This is a genomic window from Kitasatospora sp. NPDC058048 (assembly GCF_042885555.1).
Taxonomy (GTDB): Bacteria; Actinomycetota; Actinomycetes; order Streptomycetales; family Streptomycetaceae; genus Kitasatospora; species Kitasatospora lactacystinica.
Map to the genome: position 1 here is coordinate 1 of NZ_JBHVRT010000056.1, position 26,712 is coordinate 26,712.

Below are 26,712 nucleotides of genomic sequence, written 5' to 3' on the forward strand. Positions count from 1 at the left end.
AGGCGGCGGAGCGGCGGGAACAGGACGATCCCTGGGCTCCTACGGGCGAGTTCAGCCTGGAGCCCCCGTTCTAGCCAGGGGCGCCGCGGTCAAACCTCGTTGAGAATCGTCAAACCTCGGTGAGACAGGACAAGGGGGCGGGAGAACGGAACTGCGCTGGTCACACCCCCACCCTAAATCGAACAATTGTTCCCACCAAGTGCCCGGGGCCCGGCCCGGCGGTCAGCGCCGGCGGTTGAGCAGCAGGGCGAGGAGGGTGCGGGCTTCGCGGCGGCGGGCGGGGTTGGGGGCGGTGATGGCGGCGAGCGTGAGCGCGGTGAGGGTGAGCAGGTAGCCGGTGGCCGAGGCGCCGGGGCACAGGTCCGCAAGGCGCATCGGAAGGCGAGGAGTTCCAGCTGGTGGTGTTCGTTCCGGAGTGGTCGGCGACCGACCGCTGGTTTGTCGTGGGGCGTAGTCGGTGAGTCCGGCCGCGAACGTGAGAAGACCGCCCGGTACACGCAGGGTCGGGACAGTGCCTGCTGTCCCGACCCTCGCTGTGTATGGCCCCAGCCCGTCCGGAGCTGAAGCGGTCAGGCGCCGTGATGGGAGTGCGCGATTGCGAGAATCTCGGCGTACACGGCGGCGGCTTCGGTGCCGGTCAGGTTCGCGACCTCCTCCGCCGGCAGCGCGAGGGCGTGGTGCAGGAGCACGATGTCCTGCTGCCGGGGGGTGAGGTGGGCCAGGGGGCGCAGTGGGCCGGGGCCTGCGAGGAGGCAGACCCGGTGGCGCAGGGCTTGCCAGGCGAAGGCGCGGGGGTTCGCGGTGCCGACGGCGTGGGGCCACTCGGAGGTGAGGTAGTCCTGGGTGGCGCGCAGGGCGAGGTCGGCGTCGGTGGGGGCGAGGAGGAGGTCGGCGTAGTCGCGGTAGCGGTGTTGGTGGAGGTCGTAGAGGGCTTGCAGGCCGAGGTCGTGGTGGGGTCGGCGCTGGCCGGCGGGGGAGGCGGTGGGTTTGGGCGGCGTGGTGGGCATGGTCTCTCCCTCCGGGGATGTGGGTGGGTGGGCCGTTCGCGGGTCGGCCCACCCGGCGGGTTCAGCCGAAGACGGCGAGTACGGAGGAGCGGGAGCCGTGTTCGGGGGTCCAGTAGGGGTCCTGCGCGACCTGGACGTGTTCCCACAGTGGGCGAACCATGTCGGCGTCGGCGTTCAAGGCGTCGACGACCATGTCGATGGTGGGCCAGTCCGGCAGAACGGCGCCGCCCTTCTTGTCGAGGAGGTCGGTGATTTCGCGAGGGGTGAGGGGGCCGTCGGCCAGTTCGCACAGCCGGGAGGGCGGTGGGCTGAAGGCTGCCAGATGCAGGCCCCGCAGGGCGGATCGCAGGGTGGCCAGGGCTTCGGCGACCAGTTCGCAGTCGTTTCGGCGGATCACTGGCGGCCGGGGGCGCGCCCCTTGGGCGGTGTGCCACAGGATGCGGACGTCGTCGGGGTTCGCGTCGCATGCCTCGGCGATCGCCCGGGTCACCGCCCAGGAGGGCATCTTGTGCCCGGACAGGACCCGGCAGACGAAGGAGGGGGACACCCCGGCCGCTCTCGACAGCTTCTTGATGGTGGTGCCGGAGCTGCGCTGAAGGTGGGACAGGGCACGGGAGATCAGCGCGGTGTCGCGGCCTTCCGCTCGGCGGCCCGGTGGAGAGCCGTCGTCGGCGGGGTCGGCCTCGGAGCTGGTGTCGCCGCCCGGCTCGCCCCCCTCGGCCGAGCCGGACTCCGGCGTCCGGCTCTCGACGGCGGCCGGGTGGGCGAGGGCATCGGGCAGCCCGGTCTCGGGCAGCTTGGCCTCGGCCGCCAGTCGGAAGGCGGGCGGCTGGATCTGCGCGCGCCGGCGACGGTTTTGGCGGCGACGGCTCAGGTGCCCGCCGGTGAACAGGCGCCCCGCGTACTTCGCGCTCAGGTGGAGCGTGCCGGCGATCGCCTCCCAGGAGTTGCCCTGCTGGCGGGCCTGCTGGACGGCGTGGGCTTTGAGGTCCTTCAGGTCGTGCTCGATCAGCGTGATCTGGTCGAGGATCCGCAGGGGCTGGCGCATGCGGCTCAGGCGTTCGATCTCCGCTCCCCGCTCGGCTACGGAGCGGGAGACGGCCACCGCGTCCGCGTCGCGCGTACGCACGAGCTTGCCCAGCTTCTGGCCCCGGCGGGTGGCGTTGCTCTGGCGGCGGCACTGCTCCGTGCAGTACTGCGGGATCCGGCCGCGGGTGCTGGGGCGCTGAAACGCCTCCTTGCATCCGTGGCAGACGAGGTTGGTCTTCATGGTGGGGGGTCTCCTGGCCCGACCGCGCCCTGACGGGCGCGGTGCGCGGGCGATCGGGGTCGTGACGGCCCTGCCGGTGATGCCCGGGGGAAACGGCTCCGGCGTGGCCCGCTGGAGCCGGGAGTCGGGCCGCCGTACCGGTCGGAACCGGTACGGCGGCCCGGGCGTTCACAGACGGGTGGCAGCGCTCAGCCGCAGGTACGACCCGCTGAACCAGGACAGAAGAGCCGCCACGGCCAGTCCTGCGGGCGCGCCGTCGAACGCGGACGAGAACAGCAGCGGGACCGCGAGGGCCGTTCCGGCACCGGTTGCCCGGACATTCACCACCAGGTCAACGGCCACCCGGCGGCGGTGCGTTTGGAGACCCGCCGTGCGCGGGATGCTACGGTCGAACCCATCGCCCGGCAGTGCCTGTGTGCTGCCGAAACTGCTGCGGAGTGCGGACATCAGTCCTCCTCAAAAGGACGTGGCAGGGGGTAGCGGAGCCCCGGCACGCAGTTTTCGACGACCGGCTGCCGGGGCCCGCAGACCAGCGACAGTAGCGGGGACGACACGCACAGTGGTAGCCGCGCGGCTCATAAATGCGATTCACAGTCATATGCACCAACGTGAATGCGCACCTGACAGGTCGCTCCGGAACCACCCGGTCATAAGCGGTCAGAACCAGCTGAACTTTCGTCTGAATCTGGCGATATCGACGATCAGGCGGACTTCTACCGATCTGAGCCGTTTTGGGCGCTCTGCCCGTAGCGGCACGCACCGACCGCTGGTCCCCGACGGACTGGTCGCCACCGACAACTGCCCTCACCAGGTCGGATCATGACGGCGGGCCGCCCTATCGCGTTGAGGGCGGCCCGCCTCTGGTGTCGTCCCGCTACCGGCGGCCGGAGAGCACCTGAAGACGACCCGACCGCCAGTACTCCTGTGCGGTCGTCTCACGCGGCATCCGGCCGGCGCCGGGCTGGGGCACTCCCGCAGGCACCGGAGCCACCGGGCGGCGGCGTAGCCTCGCCGCCGTGCCGACGCGGTTACCCGATGCCGAAGAGCGACTGCAGGATCTCGCGGACCTGCGCCGCGTCCGCCCCCGCAGGGATGGTGCGCACGCTGTCCGGGTTCGACTCGATCATGGCGACCGCTCGGGCGTCGGCCGGCAGAAGGTCGAGGAACCAAGCCGCGGTGTCGGCCCACACGTCGGCGTCGCCGTCGTCCAAGATCAGGTGGCCGCGCTCAAAGTACCTGCCGTGCCGACCCATCCCGCTGAGGCCGACACCGCCTTCGCCGACCCGGACCGGGCCGGCGAGGAGATCGACCTCGCCCGCCAGTACCTGGAACCGCTCGACCAGCGCGCGACCGGCCTGCACCTCCAGGTCGCCGGCCTGGTCCGCGACGCCGGCACCCACGACCGCGACATCGCCATCCGCGCCGCCGTCCTGCGCACCCAGATCGACGTCGCCGGCCTGCCCTGGCCCATCCCGCTGCTGGAGACCGCCCTCGCCTTCCACCACGCCGTCCTGGGCGCCGAGGACGACCTGACCGCCACCATCGACCGCCTGCGCGACGCCACCGCGGGCGGCGACTTCGCCCTACTACGGGGACATCGCCCACTTCATGGCCGGCCTCCCGCTCCCCCAGCCCTCCGCCGTGCGGTGGCTCGACGACGAGGACACCGTCCGCACCCGCTGGCGCACCCTGGTCACCACCCGCCGCCTCTCCAGCTGACGCCGGGCCCGCTCGTCGCGACTCGCCGAGTACGGAGTCCGGTGGGCGCAGCCGCCCGGCGGCGGCCGGGCCGGTGCGCTGGCCGACGGTAGGCTACCGAGGCCCTGAGAAAGCACTGGAAGGCCACCACCTACGGGTGGCGGCCTTCCGGCTTCTACCGCGCCGAGCAGCCCTTCAGTTCCACTGCGTTCGCGGTGTGATTGGTCAGCGCCGCGGGGCCGGCGGGGTCATGCGCGCGTGCAGCAGCGTGGCGCGGGTGAGTTCGGTGCCCTGCTTGTGTTCCTCGTTGAACAGGGCGGTGAGTCCGGCCGGGGCCTTCGACCAGTGGTCGGTGAGGCTGATCGGGCGGGCCGGGTCGTCCAGGAGCTGGTTGACGACGTGGGCGGCTTCGGTGGGCCGGTCGCCCCAGCCGTCGCCCCACCACAGGTGGTCGCCCGGGGTGCAGGGGGCGGGGTGGACCTGTCCGTCGGTGGTGGTGATCCACACGGTGCCGTACAGGACGGCGGACGCCAGTTCGCCGCGGCCGGCGGGCAGGGCGAGCGGGGCGTAGAAGAGCCACTTGGGCCCCTTGTCGCCGTCGTTCCTGGTGCGGACGACGGGCATGTCGGTGAGCGGGTCGACGAAGAACGCCTCCACCTGCTTGCCCTCGGCCAGCGTGGCGTGGGCGGCGGTCGGGTCGCACATGGTGAGCCTGCGGGACCAGCGCTCGGCGATGGTTCCCTCCTTGGCCCGGACGTCGGTGAAATGCCCGTAGGGCAGCAGGCCGGGGTGGTAGCCGAGGGCGACGTCGGTGGCGGCGACCGCGTCGGGCTGGGTACCGGTGGCGATCTCCCGCCAGCCCGTGGCGAGGACGTCGTCGACGTCGTCGTCTTCCTCCAGGACGTCGATGGGATGAGCGGTCTCGTCGTGCCGGGCGGCGATGACCATCCGGGTCTGGTGCCGGGCGGCGTGGTCGCCGAAGATCTGGATGTCCGAGGCGACGTCCTCGACACGCTGGTTACGGATCTGGTCGGCCATGTTGGTGAGCGCGGTGCGCGCAGCCGCGGTGAAGGCGGGGTTACGGGCGGCCTTGCGCAGGGTCGTCTCGCGCTGTTCGGCCGGAACGTCGGCGACCACCGCGGCGACGCCGGGCTGCCACTGCCGAACGACCTCCGGCCGGCGCAGCAGACCGGGCCACCACGGGAGCGGCTGTCCGACGAGGTCGGCGACGTGCCCCCACCGGGCCTCGTACTCGATGCGTGGCTGGGCGGTGTCGGCGGCGACCAGGGCGGGCCCCGTGAAGCCGATGTCGCCGAACAGGGCGCACACGGTGACGATCTCCCGGTTGAACTCGGCGGCCAGGTCGATGGCGGCCGACGACGCTGCGCCGCTGTCGGTGGTGTGGAGCATGCGGATGACGCCGATGCCGGTGTGCCAGTCGGTGGCCGGGCCGTGCGGGGTGTCGCGGTAGCCGAGGTGTCGGCCGGCCTGGCGCTGGCCGGGCAGGGGGCGGGCCAGGAGGGCACCGCGGTGGCGGAACTCCGGAGTACCGGCGGCCCACAGGTAGAGGGCGGTGCCGTCCCACACCTGTCCGGCCGGCTCCGGGTCGTAGGAGCGGTGGTGCGGGTTCTCCTCGGAGGCGGGGAAGTCCTTGTGCTGGCGGGGGAGCCGCCACATCCCGAACGAGCTGACCTTGAGCAGGTCCTGGACCTCCGTCTTGCTGAGGTACGTGGTGCCGACTCCCATACAGCTACTCCCTGTGTTCTCGACATTGCGCTCTGCTGTAGTCAAGCACCGGACCGCGGGGCGCTGCCGAGGAATTCCCCAAGTCGCAGCAGCACCGGCATCTCTCCGGAACGCTGGCACGGTTCCTCGATGGGGGCGGAGTGCGTGAACCGGCGGACGCCGTGGCGCGCAGCAGGCATGATCCCCTCATGGGTGACAACGCGACGGCCCCGTGGGTGTACGACCGGGTGACGAAGTGGTGGGTCGACCTCTCCCAGGGCACGGCTGGCCTGGAACCCGGTGAAGCCGGAGGCCGGTACGTGTGCCGGGCCTGCCGGGAGAACCTGGTCCTGCGCAGCATCAAGCCCGGCGCCGTGAACAGGCCGCACTTCTCACACCGGCGCGGCACGGACTGCTCCGCGGCGCCGACGGTACGCGCCGAGTTGGAGCTGGACGACCGGATCGTCATCGAGTTCCAGCAGCGGATCACCCGGGCCTGGCCCGGCGCGCACTGCGTGCTGGAGTTCCCGGAAGGCCTGGACGACGGCGGCACCGAGGGGCCGTCAGGGGTGCTTCCGCCGGCGGTCGTGGTCCGCGGTGGCCCGGACGGCAGGGACCCGTTGGTCGTGGAGCGGCCCCGGCGTCCGGTCCGGCCGAAGCCCGGGTGCCTTGCGGATCCACAGATCAGCGAGAGGGCCGGAAAAGCTGAGGTCGACTGGGCGTTCGCTGCGACACAATCTCAGGATGATCGGCAACCGGATCACCCATCGCACTGCGGACGGCGTCCGCATACCCGGAACCTGGCGGCACGCCTTCATCCGCAACGGCCGCTACTTTCTCACCGACCTCTTCATCTACGCCGACGGGCTCATCGACTGCTGGGGCCTGGTCACCATCGAGGAGTTCGAGGAGAAGCTGCGTACCGGCTGGGTGGCCACCAGCCTCCCGGAAGGCGCGGAGGCGTCCGCGCACGGTCTGGCGCGCTGGAAGTTCGGCGAGCCGCAAAGCTGGCAGACCCCTGAGCTGCTGCTCGCCGAAGTCCGCGACACCATAGATCAGCTGAACGGGCGGCCCGACTCGACCGGCCGCTGCCTGGCCGCCGTCGACGCCTTCCTCGCTGACCGGACCGAGGAGAACCGGGCCGCAGCCCGCGCCACGTTCCTCGCGATCCCGGAATCGCAGCGCCGCTACGCGCTGGGCGACATGGACCGCAAGGACCGGCCGCTGCGGGTGTTGGTGGCAGGGCCCGGAGGCCAGACCTACCTGTCGTTCGACGGAACGGTCACGCAGAAGGACTACGACAGTGCCCTCGCATACTTCGAGGAGCGGGCCCGTTGGAGGGCCGAGCGGTCCAAGCGCGTCCCCGCGGACGGACCGGTGGCGTCGCACGCCCCAGCAGTGCGCGTCACCCAGGCGTTTCCGAAGGAGCCGGTGGACGATCCCGGCAAGGTCGGCCTGCGCAACGACTACCCTGCCCCGATCACCATAGGGGAGGCCTGCTACCCCTCCGTCGCCCATGCCTACTGGGCCCTGTCGGTTGCTCAGCCCGAGGTCCGGGGCGCGATCGCGACGGCGGAAACCGCCTCTGCGGCGCGCAAGCTCGCGGCCGAGGCGCCTCGCCGCGAGGGCTGGGAGCACATCCGGACCGCCATCATGACGCGCCTGCTGCGCGCCAAGTACGACCAGCACCCCGAGCTGGCCGAGATTCTGCTGTCGACAGAAGACGCCACCGTGATCTACGACGACATGGAGTCGGCCTTCTGGGGCGACAACGCCGGCCAAGGGCGAAACTGGACAGGGCGTCTCCTCGAACTGGTCCGCTCTGAGCTGCATGCACGGCGGACTGAGATCCCGGGATTGTGACCGGACCAGGCAATGGCAGCTTCGGTGAGGCGCAGCGCGGCCGGGTCCCGGGGAGACAGGGGGGGTCCACGGGACCCGGCCGGTGGGAGGCCAGCAGCGCCGGGGCATGGCGCAGCTGCTCTGCTCGGCGGCCCGGTGGTGCGGTGTGGTGGGGCCGCCGTGCCGGGAATGCTAGGCCTCGGACGTCGGGTTGAGAAGTGTTCTGACCTGGGATTTTTCGGCCGCGAACATGCCATCTGCGGGGCACTGCTCCACCCGCTGGGCCGGGTACGTCAAAGGGGATGTGCTTCGGACGGTGGTGCGCCACGATGACGCGATGGACGACACCCTGCCGCCGGTGAACCGGCGGGCGCTCACCGGCCGCCGTCCTGGGGGTGGGGGCCGAGGGCGGCTGCGGCCAGGGCCTGCACGGCCGGCGCCCAGCGGGCGATCAGGTCCATCATGTCGGGCAGTTCTGCGGCGTAGGCGGTGAGGATGGCGCCGTCCGGGTTGCCCTGCAGGTCGATCGCGAATCGGGGCACCGTCCGGTAGCGGTGATACACCGTCATCTCGATCGGAAGCTCCTCCCCGGGCCACTCGACTGGGTGCTGGTTGGAGCTGGTCCACCGTTCAAACCCGGCCTGCCTCAGGTTCGCGTGCCAGTCGCCGCTGCCGTCGTCCGGGACGGGGTCCTTGGGCAGGGCGGTCCACTCGCCGTTCTCGTACACCAGCCAGTCGCTCATCGACGTCTTCCTCACCTCTCGGGTGCACGCCAGTCTCGGGCAGGCGGCCCTCCCGGCGCGGACGAATCAGAGATCTCGTCCGTGGACGGCCCGGGCACCGACCGCTGAAGGCGGGGCAGGCCCTCTCGTTGTGCCGTGCGCTACGGCTCGGTGTATTCGGCCAGGTCGCGCAGCCGGTCGACGGCGTCGTCCCATCCCCGGCCGTACCAGGGCGGGCCGGTCAGCGCAGACGGGTCGTGCGGGGTGGCCGCCAGTTTGTCCGCGGCGCGGTTCCAGGAGTCGGCCAGCAGCGTGCGCATCCGGTCGAACTCGGCGACCAGGGCGTCGACGTCCTCGGGGCGCAGCGTGGGACCCTCGGTGCCGGCGGCCCGCTGCTTGCGTAGTTGGTGCACCGCCCAGCGGGCGGCGTGGATCGTTTTCATCTCCGTCTGCCAGCCGATGTCCAGTAGCTGTGCCGACGGCCCGGCCTGGGCCGGGACTTCGTCCCGGTAGCCGTCCAGCGCCTCGCGCAGCGGCGGTCGCCGCCGTGGCGCCGGTGCTGCTGGCCGGACTCCTCGACGGCATCGGCCCGGCCACCGTCGAGTGGCAGCACGCGCCCGCCCAGCGCACCGCCATCCTGGAGCACGCCCAGCGGGCGGGCCGCACGTCACCGGGCCGGCCCTGCGGACGGCGGGCACCCCAGTGCCCGCCGTCTCACTCGACCCCCGCGAGGACCGACGCCGCCGACGGTCCGGACGGCCCCGGCACGGCCGGGGCCCGGGAAGGCCGACCTCGCCCGGCTCCGGCAGCCGGTACGGCGAGGGCTCCGCGACGAAGGCATGGCGCAGCCGGCCGGGCCCGGGGAAGCAGGGGGGGTGTTCCGCGGGGCCCGGCCGGTGGGAGGCCAGCAGCGCCGGGGGTGGCGTGGCGCGGCTGCTGTGCTCGGCGGCCTGGTGGTGCTGTGGTGGGGCCGCCGTGCGGGGAATGCTAGACCCGCCGATCACTGGGCGGCCAGGGGTTTGACCTGCGAGATTTCGGCCGCGAACATGCCATCCGGCGGCGGCTTGAGAGCGTGGCGATCACGCCGTCGCTGTGCCCGGGACGGCTCGTGTCAGCCGGACGGGCCGAACATGGTGACCTCTCCGGGACCGCGCTCGTTCGTCCGCCGTGACAGCCGACACCTCGATCGAGGACGCCCGGGAGCAGTTGGTCCGCAGTGTGGACCGGGTCCTCGAAGCCCGCGCGGCCGTGGCCGACGCGGAGGAGCAACTGCGCGTGCAGCCGGGCCGGGCTGCCCCGGCCGGTGTCGCCTTCGCGGTGATCGAGGGTCAGCTCAGCCGTCTGGCAGCCGGCCCGTCCGACGTGCCGACCGGCACCGTGCCGCCCGCACGGGCACCGGACGACGACGAGCGCCTGGGCGAGCGGCTGGCCGGATGCGCGACGAAAAAGGACGCGCTGGAGATGCTGTACCGCGTTCGGGAGCGGCCCGGTGACGTGCGCAGTCGTAACGCCGTCACCGAGGCGCTGCTCGCCGAACTGCTCACGTACGGCATCACGCTCGACCGGGGATCGGCGAACCGCTACGTGGAGGGCTTCAGCACTCCGCCCGCCCGTGACCGCAGACCGTCTACAGGTGCGGGCCGATCAGCAGCACGGTGACCACCGCGCCGCCGTGGTCCCGGCCGTCGCTGTCGGCCGGGCCCCAGGTCCAGTAGGTGCGCCAGGCGCCGGCGCTGGTCTCCACGTAGGAGTCGAAGACGCGGCGGCCGGTGTGGCCGGGCAGAGCGTGGTAGCGGTGGGTCCGCAGGCCGGGGTGGCGGGGGTCGGCGGCGAGCTGGTCGAGCGCGCGGCGCACCCGGCGCAGCTTCGCCACGTCGGTGCGGCGGCGCTGGAGGCAGCGCAGGGTGCGGGCGGCGCCGAAACGGCGTGGTCTCGCCCGGCCGCTCGGTCTCCTGGTCCTGGGCGAAGCGCAGCACCGGCGGCGCGGGCAGCACCGCCAGGTCGAGGCCGAGCCCCTCGAACAGCTCCCGGCGCAGCGCCTGCGTCGGGTCCTCGCCGTCCTCGGCCACGCCGCCGGGCAGCGAGTGCTGTAGGCCGGCCGGGCGCTGGCGCCGGATCAGGCGCACCCGGCCGTCGTGGACCAGCACCGCGCACACCCGCCCCCGGACCGGCCCGGCCCGGTCCTCGTGCCGCTGCCCGTCACAGCCGGTAGGCAGTCGCCGAGGTGGCCGCTTCGTCGGCGCCGGGTGGCAGCGTCGGCAGCGGCCAGGTGGGGTCCGGTGCCCAGGTGGGCCGGCCGTCGGCGAACGGCACGGTGCGGTCGTCCAGCATGGCGATCGCCCGGGCGCGGGCCTGCTCGATCTGTCGGCCCGCGTAGTCGTCGACCACGCCGAGGCGGCGCAGCTGGGCGTACTCCTCCTGGTCTTTCCAGTGGTGGCCCGTCAGGTCGGGGGTGATCACCAGGTCGAGGGCGAGGTCCATGGTGTCGATGCCGTGGCCGGGACGGCGCTGGTAGAGGTGCTCGAAGTTCACGTACCAGCGCAGCGGCTCCCGGGTGGCGGCGTCCTGGAAGCAGTGCACGGAGAACCACTCGCCGGCCAGGAAGTGGCTCAGCAGCTCGGTGCCGGTCCAGCGGTAGTGGCCGAGGGTCCAGGTGCCGGTCGCCAGGTCGGCCAGGCCCTGCTGGCGGGTGGTGTCGTTGCCGGCGCGTGTCGAGGTGATCCAGCTCGTCGGGGCCAGGCTCTCGATCCCCGGCCAGTAGGCCAGCGTGAGCACGTGGCCGGTGTCGGCGACCACGCGCTGGGGCATGGCGGTCCACACCCGGCCGGCGTGGACGTCGCGGCGCACCACGGTGGTGCCGGGCCGGAACAGGCTGCTGTCGGTGTCGGTCACGGCGCAGAGTGTTCCCGGCCCCGGGGCCGGGAAGTCCGCTCGATGGTGTGACGGCGGGTGCCGGGCGGTCCGGGACGGCCCGGTCACCCGGCCGCCGTGGAGGGCCGGCCCCAGGTCGTGCAGACGGGCTCGTGCCAGGTCGTCCGCACGACCATCCCGCCCGGGGTCAGATGCTCGCTGGACCAGGTCCGGCAGCACCCGCTGTCGCCCGGCCTGGCCGGGGCCGGCGGCCGTCCGGCGCGGACCGGAGCAGCAGGAGCGGGGACGGTGGGCGCGGCCGGACGGCGGCGACGCGGGCGGCGCCTGGTCGATGTCGTCATGCCGAAGGCTCTGCCCGCCCCTTCCGTACGCCGAACCGGGCACCCACCCGAACGGAGCAGGCCCGGGCCCGGGAACCGAACTCACGACCGCGGATCAGCGGGGGTACCCAAACTCCCCACTGCAGGTCAGAACGCTGTGCGGCTGGCGCTCCTGGGGTCGTCGTCGGCACGGTGGTCGGTGTAGAGGCCGGCACGGGCAAGCCGGCGCCAGGGGCGGGCATGGCGCAGCGCGTTGTCGATGTCCGGGTCGGTGGAGTCGAGGTCGAGGTCGGTGATGGCGAGGGCGGGGCGGTTGTCGGCGGGGGCGCGGTCGAGCCAGCGCCCGCCCGGGGCGACGATGCCGGCGGGGGCGCCTTGGGCGTACTGGCTCGGGACGGCGTAGCCGAGCCAGTAGTTGTAGAGGGTGCCGTAGGCCTGGGCGACGGTGGCGCGGGCGGGGTCGTCGACCATGACGGACAGCAGGACGCAGTCGACGCCGCTGCGCTCGTACTCGGCGAAGAGTTCAGGGAAGTTCGCTTCGATGCAGGTCGCGAGGCCGAAGCGGACGCCGTCCACGGCGAAGACCGTCGGTTCGGGCCAGCCGGGGGTGTAGAGGTAGGACAGCTCGGTGTGCGACAGGAACCGCTTGTCGTAACGGGCGACCAGGTGGCCCTGGTCGGAGACGACGTAGAGGCTGTTGTGCGGCCGCGCGGGCGGTGTGAGCGGGTGCAGGGAACCGAAGACCGTCCACAGGCCCAGCTCCCCGGCCAGCGCGGCGATCCGCTCCGCCTCCTCGCGCAGGACGTCCCACGCCACACCGGACCAGTCCGCCGGCACCAAGCCCCCGTCGGGGTCGGCCGCCACCACCCGCTTGTCCGGGTAGACGAGGGCGCCCTCCGGGAACTGCACCAGCCGCACCCGGGCCCCGGCGGCCTTGACCATCAGGGCCCGGATCTCCTCACCCGCCACCCGGATCGCCCCCCGGTCCCGCGGATCCTCCGGAACCGTGCTCTGCGCCACCGCCAACCGCAACGTCCGCACCATCCGGCGACCGTACCGACCCCGTCGGCCCCTCGCCTGGCCCACCCGGGGAAGGTCACCCGCACGTGTATGGCTGGCGACACGAGCCGGTCGCCGCGCCCGCTCACCAGCCCTCCGCCGATCCCCACCGCAGACATCGCACGGGGTTAGCGCGTCAAGTGGGTGTTGGAGTCCTGGTCGCGGCGGTGTCGGTGCCAGCAGAGATGATGATCTCCGTGACGAACAGCGCAGAACTGCATCCAGCCCAGATCCCGGGCTATGACGGCGGCCCTCTTTCCCAGCGCACCGAGCTTCTGGACGACCCGTTGTTCTGGCTGGGACATCTCTACTCCTGCGTCATGAGCGAGGAGGCCGAGGAACTGCTGTTCGGCGCCGACTACGAGGCCGCCGAACAGTTCCACCGCCGACTGCGGGAACTCGACGACTGGCCCACCTTCACCATCCCGGTGGACGGCGGCCACGTCCTCCATGTCGTCTGCCGCACCCTCAAGGACGACTCCGGCACCGACTACCTGCTGTACCACTCCGATTGGGAGCAAGCCGAACTCCTCGCGCGGGACGACGGCCACTTCATGGGCCCGGGCCTGTCCTGGCCGGAGCTGGTCTCTGTCGCGGACAGTGCTCTGCCCGGCGGCAGCACCAATGACCCCCACGCCCGTCTCCTGCTCCTCCTGCCCGCATTCGGTGACGACGCCCTGCCCGACGTCGCAGTTGATCGACTGGCATCTGCGCTGCGCGCTTGCACTGGCGTTGAGGCTCCGGAGCTGCTAGCCACGGCAATTCTTGATGGCCAAGGTCAATGCGGGCCGGCGCACTGGTCCGTCACGGCTGCCAGCGTCCGGATCAACGACGGAAGCCTGTCCTTCCGTAACCCTGGCAACGCCTTCGCCTTGCCAGCCACCCGCCTGGCGCGCGTGGCCACCGCGCTGAGCACCTGATCAGCCCATGAGCCGCGATCCCACCCCCCCTCCAACCATCATGAGAAGGGAGTGGCGGTGGAGTCATGCCGCAACTACGGCGGTCAGAACCGGTGGTGCAGGGAAGGCGATGCGCTCGTCGAACCGTTCGTGGTGCTGAAGGCAGTGGTGGAGCTGTCCGAGCAGGCGGTTAAAGAGATGGCGTTGGGCGGCGGCGTGCCAGTCCCCGTGTTCGCGGCGGGCCCGGTAGTGGGCACCGGCTCCGGGTGAGGCGGTGAGGGCGGAGAACGCCGACAGATAGCCGACGTGGTTGAGGCGGTCGTTCTTGACCAGACGCCGGCCGATGTGGCTCTTCTTCCCGGAGGCGCGGGTGACCGGTGCGGCTCCGGCGTAGGCCTTGAGGCCGCGGGCGTCGGCGAAGCGGGTGTGGTCGTCGCCGACCTCGGCCGGGACCCGGGCCGCGAGCTGGGTGCCCAGGCTGGGGAAGCTGAGCAGGATCTCCGCGTCGGGGTGCCGGGGGAAGAGCTCCTCGACGGCCTGGGCCAGTTCGTCGGCGGCCAGGCAGGTGGTATCGAGCTGGTGCAGGAGGGCGAGTGTCTGCCTCCCGAGGGCGACGGGTGAGCAACGGCGACCACGGCACAGCTGTCCGGCAAGCAGCCGCAGGGCCCCTCGTTGGCCAGGTCAGCCCGACACCGACACCCGTCGGAGGTGACTACCAGCGCCCCAGTGCTCGCCAAGATCACGATCTACCGCTGGAGCAGTAGGCCCGGCCAACGACTTCGGCCCGGGCCCGGTCACCCGGCCGAGAGAGGGCCGGGCTCGGCGGGCAGCAGGTCAGCGGCGAAGAGGGGAACGCCGAGGCGGTGGGCGGCGGCGGCGCACAGCGCGTCCGACAGCGGGACCTCGACGCCCGCGCGGGCGGCCTCCGCGGTGAGCTGGACGGCGTGGGCGGTGTCCTCGGCGAGGGTGGCGCGGGCCTTGGCGGGGCCGGGCAGGCGCACGCCGAGGACGGCGAGCTCGGCGAGAAGGGTGTCGGCGCGCTGGTGGGCGCCGGCCCGGGCGAGGGCGGTGTAGAGCTCGGCGACGGCGGGCTCGGGCAGCACGGCGTACGGCAGCCAGGCGTCCACGCGGGAACCGGGCTCGGCGGCGAACCACGCCAGGATCGCGCGGGCGGTGAAGACCGCGCGGCGGTCGTCGCGGACCGCGATCCGGCCGCCGTCCGCCGCGGCGGACCGGTCCGGGAGCGGCTGGAGCGGGATCGGTAGCGGGCCGGGCTCCTCGTCCGGGGCGAGGCCGCCGGCGTGCAGCCGGGCCTCACCGGCCGGGAGGTGGCCGTCGAGCAGGGGGACGAAGGCTGCCCGCAGCCGGGCCCGGACGGTCCACAGCGGCTCGATGGTGATCGTGCCGTCCTCGGCGGTCCGGACCGCGACGGTGGTCCCCTCGGTGAGGTGTGCGGCGCGCTGGATCTGGGCGGGGAGGATCAGGCGTCCGCGCTGCCCGATCCGGGCGGTGGTGACGATCGGCTCGTGCTGGGTCATGGCGGGCACCCTAGCCCGCCGATCCCGACATGGTGAGCATCTTTCAATTTGCTCACCCGACAGTGTCGTCGGGTGCCGGATTCGGGCCGACCCACACTCAGAAACTTCCTAGGGTCGGGGCATGACGACGAAGCGGCCCGGCGCCGCATCCCCCGACCTCGCCACCGTCGCGGCGGCCGCCCTCGGCGAGCAGCTCGCCCGCGCCGCGTGGACCGCCCACGGTCCCCGGATCCGAGCCACCGCCGGCCCGGCCGCCCGCGCTCTCGCCGCCCGCACGCGGATCGCGGCCGGCGAGAGCGCCCACGAGTTCGCCGGCGAACTGCGGGCCTTGACGGACGACGCCGTGCGTCGCCTCGGGCGCGACGCGCGGACCGCCTTCGGCGAGGCCGGTCGGCGCCTCGCCGAGCGGCTGTGGGACGGGCTCGGTGACGCCGTCCGCGACGCCGTCACCGGCCGCCGGCCGCAGGCCTGCCGGTGAGCACGCAGCCGGCCGTCCCGGCTCCCGCGGTCCACGACGGGCCGGAGCAGGGCCGGGCGCGGGTGGGGACGGCGCGGCGGCGGGTCGGCACGTACCGGCGCGGAGGCGGGCCCGCCGACGCGCAGGCCCGCCCGGTACACCTCGCCGCGGTGGAGGAGGTCGTGCGGACCGGCCGCCTCGACGTCGCCGACGCCACCGAGGAGAGCGCCACCGCCGCCCGCGAGCGGGCCCGGGCCGTTCCGCGCGGCCTGCGTGCGCGTGGCCACGGCATCCCCGGCACCGGACAGGAGACCTCGTGAGCTACTTCGCCCCGCCGACCGCCGGCGCCGAGCCGTTGCCGCACGCCCAGTACGCCCACGCCGTCCACCAGGCGCTGGAGGCGGCCGGGGCCGAGCCGGTCGAGTGGTACATCGAGGAGGACACCCTCGGTCTGCGCGTCACCTACTACTACCGCCCCTACCGACCCGAGCCCCGGCCCGACGGCACCATCCCGCTCACCCCCGCCCCGGAGCACTGGGAACACGGCCTGCAACTGGCCTGGACCGAGCGCGGCTGGTGCTGCCTCCCGCTCGACGAACAGAGCGACCCGCTGCGGGACGAGGAGGACGCCGAGCCCCTGCCGGTGCCGGTCCTCGCCGACCCGGACGTCCTGGCCGCGCAGCTCGTGCTGCTGCTGACCGGGGACTTCGACGCCGTCCGGACGGCCACCGCCGAGTGGAACCACGCGCCCGCCCAGCGCACCGCCATCCTGGAACACGCCCGACGGGCGGGCCGCGCGTGACCGAGCCGGCCCTGCGGACGGCGGGCACCCCGGTGCCCGCCGTCCCGCTCGACCCCCGCGAGGACCGACGCCGCCGGCGAACCGGCCGACACCACTGACGGCCCGGACGGCCCTGGCGCAGCCGGGGCCCGGGAGGCCGACCTCGCCCGGCTCCGGCAGCCGGTACGGCGAGGGCTCCGCGACGAAGGCATGACGCAGGCGGCCGGGCCCGAGGGGAGCAGGGGGGGTGTTCCACGGGGCCCGGCCGGTGGAGGCTTACGGGGCGCTCTGGGAGTCGAGCAGCCGGGCGGCGTGCTTCCGTGGGTGACGTCCCTCGACGCCGCTCCGACCGCGGTGGTGGGCGACGCGGCCCACGGATACGGATACCTGCCCGGCGCCCCGTACGACCGGGGAATCCTCACCTGCTCGGTACGGGAAATCCCCCCGGCCGTGATCGGGCAGATCCGCCGGCAGGGCGTGCTGGTGCTGCCCTTCGCGCCGCTCTTCGGGGGGCGGCGCCGTCGCCTCGCCGACGGCGCGGCCACGGGCCCGTTCACCGGCTCCTCGGCGTTCATGCGCATGCGCCAGCAGCGCTACCAGGCCCCGCCCGTCGACGACTGCCTGCCCGGCGACCGACCCGGGAACGCCGCGCAGGAGTACACGACCCTGAACCCGCTCGAAGTCGTCGACGACTGGCCGGCGTCCTTCGTCGTGGGCCTGGCCGTACCCGACGTGTACTACCGGCGCAGCGACGGCAGCGGTATGACGACCCTGTGGGTGTTCGACACGGGCGTCACCTCCTGGGCGACGGTGGACTTCGTGGACGGCGCGAGCCGGTTCGAGGTCCGCCAGTCGGGCCCCCGCCGGATGTGGTCGGAGGTCGAGGAGTCCTTCCAGTGGTGGGTGGGGGAAGGCCGCCACGCGTTCGCCGACCATACCCGGGCCCGGCGCGGGGCCTGGCAGCTGTTGGGAGCAGCAGTGTGGTCCGGGCCGGGGCGGTCAAGGGCAGTGGCGAGCCGCGCCTTGATCGCCGGGTACTTCTCGGTGACGCGCTCGTTCGGGGGTTTGACGGTTCGAATCCGCCCGAAGTCGTGCCCGTGGCGGCTACGGTGCTGGCCATGGCTTCCTTCATACTGACGCCGGACCAGATCCTTCGTGCCGTCGCTGCGCTCGAAGTCGCCTGGGCGGGCGACGATGACGCCCTGGCCGCCCTGGCCCAGGACGTGCCCGGTGAGCAGCCGCTCGCGGTGCTGGTCGCCGAGTACGGCACCCTCATGCTGGAGAACACCCTGTTGACCATCACCGGTATCCGCGGGCTGCCTGAGGCCGAGCAGCAAGAGGCCATCGAGGTGTTCAACGGCACCCTCAACGGCCATCAGGCCGAACTCGCCGCCGGCTTCCTGCAGGGCTGGGCCCGCAGCACCGGATCCGGCGCCCATGCTGTCGGCGACCTCGCCCGCGCCGTCCTCCGAGCCCTCCTCTCCTTCACCACCGACGGCGACGACGAGACCGAGGTCCACGCCCTGCTCGACTTCCTACGGGCCGACGCCCTCGCCCACTCCTGACCGACCTGCAGCAGGTCCGGACAGCAAGCGGACATGGTGGAACGGTGGGTGACTCGCGCACGAGGCCGGGCTCGGCATCGTTCTCGGCGAAAGCCTTCAGGGTGTCCGCGAGGTCGGCGGCCACGGGGGCGTGGTCGGCGGGACCACGGCGGCCAGCGACAGCCGGTGGAACGGCTGCGGCAGCACCACGACGGCCGGGAGCAAAGGGCGAGCGACGGCGGGCCCGCAGCCTTGCGTCAACGGTGTGGTCCGGGCACGCCGCCGACCGGGTGACCAACCGCCTCTCGCCGCCCGGCCGCCGGTAGACGTGACCCCATGATCACCACTGCCAGGTGGCGCCGCAGCGCCACTGTCCTGGCCGCGCTCGCCGCGGCCCTCCTGCCCGCCGCAGTCCCCGCTGCCGCGGCCACCGATCCGGCAGCCAGCACGGTCTCCACGCGCCGTGAGCTTCCCGAACCCCCGCCCGTCGACGTCGTGCGCACCGAACTCGACGAGCTCACCGTCGAGGCCCCGCACAGCATGGAGGGGTACTCGCGCGAGAAATTCCCGCACTGGATCAAGATCTCCGGGGAGTGCGACACCCGCGAGACGGTGCTCGCCCGCGACGGGAAGGACGTCGTGCAGGACGATCTGTGCCGGGCGGTGGCCGGCACATGGGCGAGCCCGTACGACGACCGGGTCTTCACCGACGCGAAGCAGTTGGACATCGACCACATGGTGCCGCTCGCCGCAGCCTGGCGATCCAAGTAGGCGATGTTGCGTTGGCTGCATCGATGTCGCGCTGGTTGGGCACGGTGATGACCTGCTCGAAGGTGCGCGGGTAGCTTCTTGTTCGGATGGTGTTGGGGTTTCTGACCTCGGTTGATCACTATCCAACGCCACGATGTTGCACCTGATGCAATCGTGGGGTGGTCGTGGGGGCTGTTGATGTGCCGGGTGCGTTCCGGCTGGTCGTGCCGGGGAATGTGCGGGCTCTGGATCCGGCGCCGGCGATGTTCGACGCGATGCTGCGTGGGTGGGAGAAGCAGCAGCAGAGCAGGCTGCTGACGAAGAAGACGATCTGCGACCGGCTGAGCCTGGTGCGGCGGTTCGCGCTGTTCACGGCGACCTATCCGTGGGAGTGGACTGCGGAGGACGTCGAGGAGTACTTCTCGCACCAGCTCTCGGGTGCCGCGCCGCTTGCGCACTCGACGGTGCGCGGGCAGCAGAGCGACCTGCAGATGTTCTGCGCGTTCATCACGGACGGCCGGTACGGCTGGGCGGTGGCCTGCGAGGAGGCGTTCGGGCAGATCCCGGTGCAGGTGTGCCACGACTGGAACACCGCGGACCACGTCGCCGAGTACGAGGGCCGGCCCGGTCGGCGGGCGCTGACCTACGACGAGTTGCAGACCCTCTTCGACGCCGCCGACGACCTGGTCGAGCTGAAGCGCAAGCGCCGCCGCAAGGGGATGCTGGCCGCGTGGCGAGACGCGGTAATGATCAAGCAGGTATACGCCTACGGCACCAGGCGTCGCGAGACGGCGATGCTGGACCTGCCGGACCTGCGGCACAACCCGCGGGCGAAGCAGTACGGACGCTTCGGCGCGCTGGAGGTGCGGTTCGGCAAGGCCTCCCGCGGTAGCCCGCCCAAGCGCCGCACCGTGCTCACCGTGCCGGAGACCGACTGGATCGTCCCCGTCCTCGAAGAGTGGGTGGACGAGGTCCGCGCCGGCTTCTCCCCGGGCGGGCACCCGGCGCTGTGGGTGACCGAGCGGTGCGGCCGGATCAGCGTGCGTCGCCTGGACGAGGTCTTCGCCGCGATCCGCGACCACGCCGGCCTGCCGGAAGAGCTGGAGCTGCACTGCCTGCGGCACACCTACATCACGCACCTGATCGAGTTCGGGTACCCGGAGCGGTTCGTCCAGCAGCAGGTCGGCCACGTCTACGCGTCGACGACGGCGTTGTACACCTGGGTGTCGGACGAGTACCGCAACCGGCTGCTGGAGGCGTCGATGGCCCGGCGCCTGGAGCGCATGAACACAGAGGGGTTGAAGCCGCGGTGATGAAGAGGATGGGCTTCGAGTGGAACCTGCGCCGGCTGATGGCCGACCAGGACATGTACCAGACCACCGACCTGGTGCCGAAGCTGGCCGAGTACGGGGTGCACCTGTCCCGCGAGCAGGTGTTCCGCCTGGTCACCCAGCCCCCGCAGCGGCTGTCGATGGACACCCTCGCCGCACTGTGCGGAATCCTCGGCTGTACCCCGGGGGACCTGATCACGGTCAAGGAGGTACGCCGCCAGGTCGCGAAGCCGACGGCCTCGGGTGAGACCGCTTCTGTGGCCGAGGTCCCGCCCGCACGGCGGGTCCGGGTGCAGCGCCCGCAGGGCCTGTGAGCGCCCGGCCGCCGGGCCTGCCCCGGGAGTGGGTGGAGCTCGCCGAGCGGATCACCGCGTTCCTGCCCGACCTGGCGGGTGAGGAAGCGGCCCGGATCGTCGCCGGGATGACGCCGTCCGCCCGCGGTCGCTCCCGTGCCCACTTCATCCGGCACCCCGACGCCCTGGTCAGCGGCGCGTCCGACGCCCCGCGCTCCGTCCAGGCCCTGATCACCACGCTCACCGAGGCCGGCGTCCACGGCGTCAGGAAGCCGGCCTGCCTGCGCTGTGGCCGCGTGCGCCCGTTGCGGCAGACGGTTCCCGGCGGCCGGGTCTGCCGCGGCTGCGAGGGCACCCTCGCCCAGCGGGGCAACGTCGGCCCCTGCACGGTCTGCGGTGAGGAACGCCCCCGTCCCTCCCACCGGACCTGCGCGCGCTGCCGCCGTCTCCAGGTCGCCGCCCACCGGTCCTGCTCGGCCTGTGGGAAGCCCGCCCCGATGGACCCGTGCGGCACCTGCCGCCCGAGGCCGCCGGCGCCGTGCGCGCTGTGCGCCACCAGCGCACCGGTGGGCGCCCGCTGGCCGCTCGGCGCGGTCTGCAAAACCTGCTACCGCCAGGCCCGCCGCCACCCAAGCGCCTGTCCGGCCTGCGAGAAGACCCGCGTGCTGATCGCCCGCCAGAACGGAGCGCGGGTCTGCGGTCCGTGCGCCGGCCACCTGGACCCGTACGCCTGCCCCCGCTGCTCGAACCCCCGCTCCTACAAGGTCCGGGGTCTGTGCGACCGCTGCACCCTGCACGACCAGCTCGCCGAGCTCTTCGAGGGCCGGCCAGCGGGGCCCGGGGACCAGTACGCGCGGATGCGCTCCGCCCTGGCCGCATGCGACGAACCGGCGACCGCCCTGAGCTGGCTGCGCGGCTCCCGCTCCGCCGCCCTCCTGACCGACGTCGTCGCCGGCGGGCGGGCGCTGACCCACGAGGACCTGGACACCCTGGCCCTGGCCGAAGGCCGGGGCGGGGCCCGGGTCGTCGACTACCTGCGCGGTGTCCTGCTCGCCTATCAGGCCCTGCCCCGGCGCGACGAACTCCCCGCCCGCGTCGAACGCCACCTGGTCCGCGTGCTCGCCCGTCATCCCGGGCACGCTCTGCTGCTGCGGACCTACGTCCGCTGGTCGCTCCTGCCCCGTGCCCGCCGCCGCGGGCACCGCGACCACGCCTTCGCCAACCGGCTGCGCTGGGCCCAGCAGAGGATCAACACCGCCGCCGACTTCCTGGCCACTATGGACAAGGCCGGCCTGGACCTCGCCGATGTCACCCAGCACGAGGTCGACCGGTGGCTGGCCGGAGGCAGCAGCACCCGCTACGAGGTCCGCGACTTCCTCCTGTGGGCCGGCCACCGCGGCCACAGCCGCGACCTCGCCGTTCCGCCCCGGCCCCGGCCCGACCCCGTCGCCCTGGACGACGACTCCCACTGGGAGGTCCTCCACCAGTGCCTGACCGACACCGGCCTGCCGCTGGACGTCCGCGCCGCCGGCGCGATCCTCCTGCTCTTCGGACAGGAGGTCACCCGGATCGCCGCGCTGCCCACCGACGCCGTGACCGTGCGGGCCGGCGAGACCGTCCTCGTCCTGGATCAAGTGCCCATCCGCCTGCCCGACCCCCTGGCCCGGCTCCTGACCGACTTCGCCGACCGGCCGCGGCCGCCGGGCTGGGCGGCGAACCACCCGAACCGCTGGCTCTTCCCCTCGACCGAGCCCGGCCGGCACGTCACCGGCGGTGCACTGGTCTGCCGCCTCACCGCCCACGGCATCCCCAGCCGCCCGGCCCGGGCCGCCGCCCTCGTGCAGCTCGCCCAGGACATGCCCCCGGCCGTCCTCGCCCCCATGCTCGGCCTCAACCTCATCACCCTCACGCGGTGGCGAGCCCGAGCGGCCACCGACTGGACCGCCTACCTCCAGGCCCGGACATCCCATCGGGCGGCGACACACCGCAGATCCGCTACCACCCTGGTCGGTGTCAACCGGGACGGCGGCTCGCCGACCATCGGGTGACGGTACGCCGGCGGCCCCGCCCGGGCCGGTAGCCCTTGCCGCATGATCACTTCTGCCTGGTGGCGCCGAGGCGCCACCACCGTTGCCGCGCTCGCCGTCGCCCTGATCCCCGCGGCCGCTCCGGCCGCAGCCGCAGCTTCGCCGACCGCTCCCACCGCTGCTGTTGTCGCCCGGCACCGTCAGCTGCCCGAGCCGCCTCCGGCCGAGCAGGCCCGAGCCGAGCTGGACGAACTCGTTGTCGAGGCCCCGCACTCCATGGAGGGGTACTCGCGGGAGAAGTTCCCGCACTGGATCAAGCAGTACGGCACCTGCGACACCCGCGAGGTCGTCCTGCAGCGCGACGGTCAGGACGTCGTCCAGGACGACCAGTGCCGTGCCGTCTCGGGCAGCTGGACCAGCCCGTACGACGACAAGACCTTCACCGACGCGAAGCAGCTGGATATCGACCATCTGGTCCCGTTGGCGGCGAGTTGGCGGGCGGGCGCCGACAGCTGGAGCACCGACAAGCGCCGCGCCTTCGCCAACGACCTGACCCACAGCCAGCTGGTCGCGGTCTCCGCCGCCTCGAACCGCGCGAAGGCCGACAAGTCGCCCGACCTGTGGCGGCCGCCGCTGCGGTCGTACTGGTGCACCTACTCCCGCGCCTGGACCGACATCAAGCACCTCTATGGCCTCAGCGTCACCGAGCCCGAGAAGAGCGCCCTGGTCGAGATGCTCGACACCTGCGCGTAGCCGGCGGTGGGCCCGCCTGCCTGCCCCGGGCTGACCGGCGGGTTGGTCGGGTCGAAGTCGCCTTTCCCCTGCGCAGGCCTCCGCGCGGGCTCTACGGTGTCCGCATCGGCATGACGTGGTCGGGTGCTTGAAGGGGTGGGTGGGTCTGATGGATGTTCCGCTGACGGACGCGGTCGCGGCGGTACGCGACGAGCTGCTGGAGGCTGCAGCGCGGGCGGGTGACGACCCGCAGGTGGTGTTCGCGGTGGGGCCGGTGGAGATGGAGTTCGAGGTCGAGCTGCGCGCGGACGCGAAGGCGAAGGCCGGCTTCAAGCTGTTCGCGGTCGGCGCGGAGACCGAGGCCGGGCTCTCCCGCGGCCGCACCCACCGGGTTTCCTTCACCCTCACTCCCAAGCGCCCCGACGGGGGCGACCTCCTGGTCAGCTCCGCGCAGGAGCGTCCGGCGGGGCCCGGCGACACCAGCGGGCGCATCAGCGACTGAGGACCGGAGCGCGGCCGGCGCCCCGTCGTCCGGTCGCGGCCAGCGGGCGGCATGCAGGGCGGGTTGTAGGGGGCGTGGGTGGAGCGGGTACGTCTTGCCGGGGTGAACGGGCCGGGCGGACGCGGATCCGGGTACGCGGTCGGTGGACGCCTGATCCTCACCTCCGCACACGTCACCGGACCCGCCGGGACGGGCGTGAAGGTCTTCCACCCGGCCGGCACCGGCACCGCGCCCGGCACCGTGCTGTGGGCCGGCACCGCCGGTGGGCGCGACGACGCCGCGCTCGTCCTCGTCGACGACTCCCCGTACTGGCAGCCGCCCACGGCACCCGTTCACTGGGGGCGGCCGGACACGACCCGCCCCGGCACGCAGTGCGAGACCTGGGGCGTCCCCGACGAGGCCCAACGCCCCCGCCGTTCTATCGAGGCCTCACACCTGCGGGGGGAGGTGAATCCGGGAAGCGGGTTTGTCGGCAACCAGTACGTCATGGACCTGCGCACCCCCGGTGCCGGGTGGCCGGGTGACGGGACGTCGCCGTGGGGCGGCCTGTCGGGGGCGGCGGTGTTCTGCGACCGCTACCTGACCGGCGTCGTCGCCGCCGACCGGGCGGACTGCGGCCACGGTCGGCTCAACGTCGTCCCCTCCTACGTGCTCCACCACGACCGCGCCTTCCGCACCGCCCTTGCCCGGTACGGCGGTGGCGCGACGACCGGGTTGGCGGCGGTGGAGTTCCAGGACCTCACCGACCCGGCCGGCGACTCGGCCGCCCAGCGTCCGCCGGCGACCCCGGCGGCGCTGCTGGAGGCCGGGCGCCAGAGTGTCCCCTTCCACGGCCGCCGGGAGTTGCTGGCCGAGCTGGAGGCGTGGTGCGGGCGGGACGGGTTCGGGGCGTGGCTGCTGCACGGCCCCGGCGGGCAGGGCAAAACCCGCCTGGCCCACCACCTCGCGGGCCTGCTCACTGTTGCGGGCTGGACGGTGCTGTGGCCGCGGGCCGGTGCCCGCAGAGAGCAGTTGCTGGAACTGCGGCGGGCGGCCAGGCCGCTGCTGGTCGTCCTCGACTACGCCGAGACCCGCCCGGACCAGCTCGGCGCCCTCGTCGAAGCCGCCGCCGAGCACCCCGGCACCAGCCCGTTCAAGCTTCTGCTGCTGGCCCGCACCGCCGGCGACTGGTGGCAGCAGGCCCACACCGCCAGCCGGCAGGCCGAAGACCACCTCGCCGCCGCCCGCACCCACCGCCTCACCCCCCTGGAGGACGACCCCGGTCAACGCGCCGCCCACTACCGCGACGCCGCCCACGCCCTCGCCACCGCACTCCCGGCCGTCCCCGGCCTCGCCGGACACGACTGGGCGGCGGCCGCCGCCGCCCTGCGGCCCCCGTGGCAGCTGGCCCGGGACAGCGCCTACGGCAACGCGCTCACCCTCCACATGACCGCCCTCGCCGACCTCCTCGACACCACGCGCGCTCAACCGGCGGACCGCACCGGGGACGAGGAGGCCCAGGACGTCGAGGACCGGCTCCTCGGCCACGAAGCCCGCTACTGGCACAGCAGCGCCACCGCCCGCGGCCTCACCCCCGCCCTCAGCACGGCCACCCTCAGGACCGCGCTCGCCGCCGCCCACCTCAGCGGCGCCGCCGACGGCGACCACGCCGACCTGCTGTGGCTGCGCCTGCCCGCGCTCGCGGACCAGCCCCGCGACCGCCGCGACCAGGTCACCGCCTGGCTCACCGCCCTCTACCCCCCAGCGGCCGTCAGCCCCGGCGGGCCGCCCTGGGGCGCCCTGCAGCCCGACCGCCTCGCCGAACGCCACACCGGCCGCACCCTCGACACGAACCCGGGCCTCGCCGACCACCTCCTCGACGGCGCCGACGACACCCAGGCCGAGCAACTCCTCACCGTCTACAGCCGCGCCGCCTCCCACCCCGTCTTCCAGAGCCGCCTCGACACCCGCCTCACTGGCCTGTGCATTCGCCACCACCAGAGGCTAGCCGCACAGATCATCACCACCGCCACCCGCACCGACCACCCCCACCCCCTCACAGCCGCCCTCGACACCCTCACCACCGACCCCACCACCCCCCTCGACACCCTCAACAGGCTCCACCGTCTCTTCCCCCGCACCAGCCAGCGCCTCGCCACCACCGCAGCCCGCCTCGCCCGCACCATCACCGACCGCTACCGCACCCTGGCGAATGCGCACCCGGATGCCTACCTGCCCGAGCTGGCCATGTCCCTCAACAACCTCTCCGTCGACCTCGGCGGGGTGGGCCGGCGAGGGGAGGGCCTGACCGCCAGCCAGGAAGCTGTCGGCCACTACCGCACCCTGGCGGATGCGCACCCGGATGCCTACCTGCCCGACCTCGCCAACTCCCTCAACAACCTCTCCGTCCGGCTGGGCGGGGTGGGCCGACGGGAGGAGGGCCTGACCGCCAGCCAGGAAGCCGTCGGCCACTACCGCACCCTCGCCCAAACCAACCCCGACGCCTACCTGTCCGACCTCGCCAACTCCCTCAACAACCTCTCCATTGACCTCGGCGGGGTGGGCCGACGGGAGGAGGCCCTGACCGTCGTCCGGGAAGCGGTCGCCATCCACCGCACCCTCGCCCAGGCCAACCCGGATGCCTACCTGTCCGACCTCGCCATCTCCCTCAACAGCCTCTCCCTCCGGCTGGGCGGGGTGGGCCGACGGGAGGAGGGCCTGACCGCCATCCAGGAAGCCGTCGGCCACTACCGCACCCTCGCCCAGGCCAACCCCGACGCCTACCTGTCCGAACTCGCCAACTCCCTCAACAACCTCTCCATCGGCCTCGGCGGGGTGGGCCGACGGGAGGAGGGCCTGACCGCCATCCAGGAATCCGTCGCCATCCACCGCACTCTCGCCCAAACCAACCCCGACGCCTACCTGCCCGACCTCGCCAACTCCCTCAACAACCTCTCCGTCCGGCTGCGCGAGGTGGGCCGGCGCGAGGAGGGCCTGACCGCCAGCCAGGAAGCTGTCGGCCACTACCGCACCCTGGCCGATGCGCACCCGGACGCGTACATGCCCGAGCTGGCCATGTCCCTCAACAACCTCTCCATCGACCTCGGCGAGACGGGCCGGCGCGAGGAGGCCCTGACCGTCGTCCGGGAAGCGGTCGCCATCCGTCGCACCCTCGCCCAAGCCAACCCCGACGCCTATCTGCCCGACCTCGCTGGCTCCCTCAACAACCTCTCCGTCGACCTCGGCGAGACGGGCCGGCGCGAGGAGGCCCTGACCGCCAGCCAGGAAGCTGTCGGCCACTACCGCACCCTGGCCGATGCGCACCCGGACGCGTACATGCCCGAGCTGGCCATGTCCCTCAACAA

The 26,712-nt window shown here is 73.0% G+C and carries 28 protein-coding genes and 2 pseudogenes; 16 read left to right on the forward strand and 14 right to left on the reverse strand.

All coding sequences use genetic code 11. The annotated features are described in order from the left end of the window. Positions 1-222: 222 nt before the first annotated feature. From ACFVVA_RS37990 to ACFVVA_RS38015, 6 genes are all read right to left on the reverse strand, one after another. Complete coding sequence (locus ACFVVA_RS37990) at positions 223-375, reverse strand: hypothetical protein (RefSeq protein WP_387695274.1); 153 nt, start codon at positions 373-375, stop codon at positions 223-225. 194 nt (positions 376-569) lie between these two features. Further along, positions 570-1,007 (reverse strand): hypothetical protein, encoded by a 438-nt coding sequence (locus ACFVVA_RS37995; RefSeq protein ID WP_387695276.1) that lies wholly within the window; start codon positions 1,005-1,007, stop codon positions 570-572. Between the two features lie 61 nt (positions 1,008-1,068). Next, positions 1,069-2,277, reverse strand: a complete 1,209-nt coding sequence (locus ACFVVA_RS38000) for a helix-turn-helix domain-containing protein (RefSeq protein ID WP_387695277.1) — start codon at positions 2,275-2,277, stop codon at positions 1,069-1,071. Positions 2,278-2,445: 168 nt separating this feature from the next. Further along, entirely contained in the window at positions 2,446-2,724 is a 279-nt protein-coding gene (locus ACFVVA_RS38005; protein WP_387695278.1) for a hypothetical protein, read from the reverse strand. Positions 2,725-3,305: 581 nt separating this feature from the next. Next, positions 3,306-3,779, reverse strand: coding sequence for a hypothetical protein (locus tag ACFVVA_RS38010; RefSeq protein ID WP_387695279.1), 474 nt, complete (start codon positions 3,777-3,779; stop codon positions 3,306-3,308). A gap of 421 nt (positions 3,780-4,200) precedes the next feature. Beyond that, the gene (locus tag ACFVVA_RS38015) at positions 4,201-5,721 is read right to left on the reverse strand and encodes a hypothetical protein (protein ID WP_387695280.1); all 1,521 of its coding nucleotides are present in this window, start codon (positions 5,719-5,721) and stop codon (positions 4,201-4,203) included. Positions 5,722-6,444: 723 nt separating this feature from the next. Between ACFVVA_RS38015 and ACFVVA_RS38020 the strand changes: the two genes are divergently transcribed. Next, the gene (locus ACFVVA_RS38020; RefSeq protein WP_387695281.1) at positions 6,445-7,563 is read left to right on the forward strand and encodes an NADAR family protein; all 1,119 of its coding nucleotides are present in this window, start codon (positions 6,445-6,447) and stop codon (positions 7,561-7,563) included. Between the two features lie 353 nt (positions 7,564-7,916). Here ACFVVA_RS38020 and ACFVVA_RS38025 read toward each other — a convergent pair whose 3' ends face one another. Together ACFVVA_RS38025 and ACFVVA_RS38030 are read right to left on the reverse strand one after the other, a co-directional pair. Further along, positions 7,917-8,285, reverse strand: coding sequence for a hypothetical protein (locus ACFVVA_RS38025; RefSeq protein WP_387695282.1), 369 nt, complete (start codon positions 8,283-8,285; stop codon positions 7,917-7,919). Positions 8,286-8,425: 140 nt separating this feature from the next. Continuing rightward, entirely contained in the window at positions 8,426-8,707 is a 282-nt protein-coding gene (locus ACFVVA_RS38030; RefSeq protein WP_387695283.1) for a hypothetical protein, read from the reverse strand. Positions 8,708-9,431: 724 nt separating this feature from the next. Between ACFVVA_RS38030 and ACFVVA_RS38035 the strand changes: the two genes are divergently transcribed. After that, complete coding sequence (locus tag ACFVVA_RS38035) at positions 9,432-9,923, forward strand: hypothetical protein (protein WP_387695284.1); 492 nt, start codon at positions 9,432-9,434, stop codon at positions 9,921-9,923. On the opposite strand, the gene ACFVVA_RS38040 is transcribed toward ACFVVA_RS38035, so the two are convergent. Next, positions 9,892-10,137, reverse strand: coding sequence for a hypothetical protein (locus ACFVVA_RS38040; protein ID WP_387695335.1), 246 nt, complete (start codon positions 10,135-10,137; stop codon positions 9,892-9,894). The genes ACFVVA_RS38035 and ACFVVA_RS38040 overlap by 32 nt on opposite strands. Before the next feature lie 31 nt (positions 10,138-10,168). Here ACFVVA_RS38040 and ACFVVA_RS38045 point away from each other — a divergent pair, with 31 nt between their 5' ends. Further along, on the forward strand, positions 10,169-10,357 hold the full coding sequence (locus ACFVVA_RS38045) for a hypothetical protein (RefSeq protein ID WP_387695336.1): 189 nt from the start codon (positions 10,169-10,171) through the stop codon (positions 10,355-10,357). Here ACFVVA_RS38045 and ACFVVA_RS38050 read toward each other — a convergent pair. From ACFVVA_RS38050 to ACFVVA_RS38060, 3 genes and pseudogenes are all read right to left on the reverse strand, one after another. Continuing rightward, a pseudogene (locus ACFVVA_RS38050) lies at positions 10,313-10,420 on the reverse strand (hypothetical protein); the annotation flags it as partial. The gene ACFVVA_RS38045 and the pseudogene ACFVVA_RS38050 overlap by 45 nt on opposite strands. Positions 10,421-10,463: 43 nt before the next feature. Continuing rightward, complete coding sequence (locus ACFVVA_RS38055; protein ID WP_387695285.1) at positions 10,464-11,156, reverse strand: DUF402 domain-containing protein; 693 nt, start codon at positions 11,154-11,156, stop codon at positions 10,464-10,466. Between the two features lie 446 nt (positions 11,157-11,602). Further along, complete coding sequence (locus ACFVVA_RS38060; protein ID WP_387695286.1) at positions 11,603-12,499, reverse strand: carbon-nitrogen hydrolase family protein; 897 nt, start codon at positions 12,497-12,499, stop codon at positions 11,603-11,605. A gap of 212 nt (positions 12,500-12,711) precedes the next feature. On the opposite strand from ACFVVA_RS38060, the gene ACFVVA_RS38065 reads away from it, so the two are divergent. Continuing rightward, positions 12,712-13,434 (forward strand): hypothetical protein, encoded by a 723-nt coding sequence (locus ACFVVA_RS38065; protein WP_387695287.1) that lies wholly within the window; start codon positions 12,712-12,714, stop codon positions 13,432-13,434. A 63-nt stretch (positions 13,435-13,497) separates the two neighbouring features. Here ACFVVA_RS38065 and ACFVVA_RS38070 read toward each other — a convergent pair. Further along, positions 13,498-14,025 (reverse strand): annotated as a pseudogene (locus ACFVVA_RS38070) (transposase); the annotation flags it as partial. A 182-nt stretch (positions 14,026-14,207) separates the two neighbouring features. Beyond that, the gene (locus tag ACFVVA_RS38075) at positions 14,208-14,951 is read right to left on the reverse strand and encodes an AbrB/MazE/SpoVT family DNA-binding domain-containing protein (protein ID WP_387695288.1); all 744 of its coding nucleotides are present in this window, start codon (positions 14,949-14,951) and stop codon (positions 14,208-14,210) included. Positions 14,952-15,072: 121 nt separating this feature from the next. Between ACFVVA_RS38075 and ACFVVA_RS38080 the strand changes: the two genes are divergently transcribed. From ACFVVA_RS38080 to ACFVVA_RS38135, 12 genes are all read left to right on the forward strand, one after another. Beyond that, a complete protein-coding gene (locus ACFVVA_RS38080) occupies positions 15,073-15,429 on the forward strand; it encodes a hypothetical protein (RefSeq protein WP_387695289.1) in 357 nt (118 codons plus the stop codon). Continuing rightward, a complete protein-coding gene (locus ACFVVA_RS38085) occupies positions 15,426-15,728 on the forward strand; it encodes a hypothetical protein (protein WP_387695290.1) in 303 nt (100 codons plus the stop codon). Before ACFVVA_RS38080 ends, ACFVVA_RS38085 begins: the two co-directional genes overlap by 4 nt. Beyond that, positions 15,725-16,210 (forward strand): hypothetical protein, encoded by a 486-nt coding sequence (locus ACFVVA_RS38090; protein WP_387695291.1) that lies wholly within the window; start codon positions 15,725-15,727, stop codon positions 16,208-16,210. The genes ACFVVA_RS38085 and ACFVVA_RS38090 overlap by 4 nt, the downstream gene beginning before the upstream one ends. A 303-nt stretch (positions 16,211-16,513) precedes the next feature. Beyond that, positions 16,514-17,326 (forward strand): hypothetical protein, encoded by an 813-nt coding sequence (locus tag ACFVVA_RS38095; protein WP_387695292.1) that lies wholly within the window; start codon positions 16,514-16,516, stop codon positions 17,324-17,326. Then, the gene (locus tag ACFVVA_RS38100; protein WP_387695293.1) at positions 17,308-17,754 is read left to right on the forward strand and encodes a hypothetical protein; all 447 of its coding nucleotides are present in this window, start codon (positions 17,308-17,310) and stop codon (positions 17,752-17,754) included. Before ACFVVA_RS38095 ends, ACFVVA_RS38100 begins: the two co-directional genes overlap by 19 nt. Positions 17,755-18,069: 315 nt before the next feature. After that, positions 18,070-18,504 (forward strand): hypothetical protein, encoded by a 435-nt coding sequence (locus tag ACFVVA_RS38105; protein ID WP_387695294.1) that lies wholly within the window; start codon positions 18,070-18,072, stop codon positions 18,502-18,504. Positions 18,505-18,746: 242 nt separating this feature from the next. Then, positions 18,747-19,796 (forward strand): tyrosine-type recombinase/integrase, encoded by a 1,050-nt coding sequence (locus tag ACFVVA_RS38110; RefSeq protein ID WP_387695295.1) that lies wholly within the window; start codon positions 18,747-18,749, stop codon positions 19,794-19,796. Beyond that, a complete protein-coding gene (locus ACFVVA_RS38115; protein ID WP_387695296.1) occupies positions 19,793-20,128 on the forward strand; it encodes a helix-turn-helix domain-containing protein in 336 nt (111 codons plus the stop codon). The genes ACFVVA_RS38110 and ACFVVA_RS38115 overlap by 4 nt, the downstream gene beginning before the upstream one ends. Continuing rightward, positions 20,125-22,155, forward strand: coding sequence for a hypothetical protein (locus ACFVVA_RS38120; RefSeq protein WP_387695297.1), 2,031 nt, complete (start codon positions 20,125-20,127; stop codon positions 22,153-22,155). Before ACFVVA_RS38115 ends, ACFVVA_RS38120 begins: the two co-directional genes overlap by 4 nt. A gap of 42 nt (positions 22,156-22,197) precedes the next feature. Then, the gene (locus tag ACFVVA_RS38125; RefSeq protein ID WP_387695298.1) at positions 22,198-22,887 is read left to right on the forward strand and encodes a DUF1524 domain-containing protein; all 690 of its coding nucleotides are present in this window, start codon (positions 22,198-22,200) and stop codon (positions 22,885-22,887) included. 148 nt (positions 22,888-23,035) lie between these two features. After that, on the forward strand, positions 23,036-23,368 hold the full coding sequence (locus tag ACFVVA_RS38130; RefSeq protein ID WP_387695299.1) for a trypco2 family protein: 333 nt from the start codon (positions 23,036-23,038) through the stop codon (positions 23,366-23,368). A gap of 486 nt (positions 23,369-23,854) precedes the next feature. Beyond that, positions 23,855-26,712, forward strand: a 2,858-nt coding sequence (locus ACFVVA_RS38135) for a tetratricopeptide repeat protein (protein ID WP_387695300.1), incomplete at its 3' end; no start/stop codon positions are given.

Coding starts and splice junctions, on each gene's coding strand:
- ACFVVA_RS37990 (WP_387695274.1), bottom strand. CDS start 375: ATGCGCCTTGCGGACCTGTGCCCCGGCGCCTCGGCCACCGGCTACCTG.
- ACFVVA_RS37995 (WP_387695276.1), bottom strand. CDS start 1,007: ATGCCCACCACGCCGCCCAAACCCACCGCCTCCCCCGCCGGCCAGCGC.
- ACFVVA_RS38000 (WP_387695277.1), bottom strand. CDS start 2,277: ATGAAGACCAACCTCGTCTGCCACGGATGCAAGGAGGCGTTTCAGCGC.
- ACFVVA_RS38005 (WP_387695278.1), bottom strand. CDS start 2,724: ATGTCCGCACTCCGCAGCAGTTTCGGCAGCACACAGGCACTGCCGGGC.
- ACFVVA_RS38015 (WP_387695280.1), bottom strand. CDS start 5,721: ATGGGAGTCGGCACCACGTACCTCAGCAAGACGGAGGTCCAGGACCTG.
- ACFVVA_RS38020 (WP_387695281.1), top strand. CDS start 6,445: ATGATCGGCAACCGGATCACCCATCGCACTGCGGACGGCGTCCGCATA.
- ACFVVA_RS38025 (WP_387695282.1), bottom strand. CDS start 8,285: ATGAGCGACTGGCTGGTGTACGAGAACGGCGAGTGGACCGCCCTGCCC.
- ACFVVA_RS38030 (WP_387695283.1), bottom strand. CDS start 8,707: ATGAAAACGATCCACGCCGCCCGCTGGGCGGTGCACCAACTACGCAAG.
- ACFVVA_RS38060 (WP_387695286.1), bottom strand. CDS start 12,499: ATGGTGCGGACGTTGCGGTTGGCGGTGGCGCAGAGCACGGTTCCGGAG.
- ACFVVA_RS38075 (WP_387695288.1), bottom strand. CDS start 14,951: ATGACCCAGCACGAGCCGATCGTCACCACCGCCCGGATCGGGCAGCGC.
- ACFVVA_RS38080 (WP_387695289.1), top strand. CDS start 15,073: ATGACGACGAAGCGGCCCGGCGCCGCATCCCCCGACCTCGCCACCGTC.
- ACFVVA_RS38100 (WP_387695293.1), top strand. CDS start 17,308: ATGGCTTCCTTCATACTGACGCCGGACCAGATCCTTCGTGCCGTCGCT.
- ACFVVA_RS38105 (WP_387695294.1), top strand. CDS start 18,070: ATGATCACCACTGCCAGGTGGCGCCGCAGCGCCACTGTCCTGGCCGCG.
- ACFVVA_RS38110 (WP_387695295.1), top strand. CDS start 18,747: ATGTTCGACGCGATGCTGCGTGGGTGGGAGAAGCAGCAGCAGAGCAGG.
- ACFVVA_RS38125 (WP_387695298.1), top strand. CDS start 22,198: ATGATCACTTCTGCCTGGTGGCGCCGAGGCGCCACCACCGTTGCCGCG.
- ACFVVA_RS38130 (WP_387695299.1), top strand. CDS start 23,036: ATGGATGTTCCGCTGACGGACGCGGTCGCGGCGGTACGCGACGAGCTG.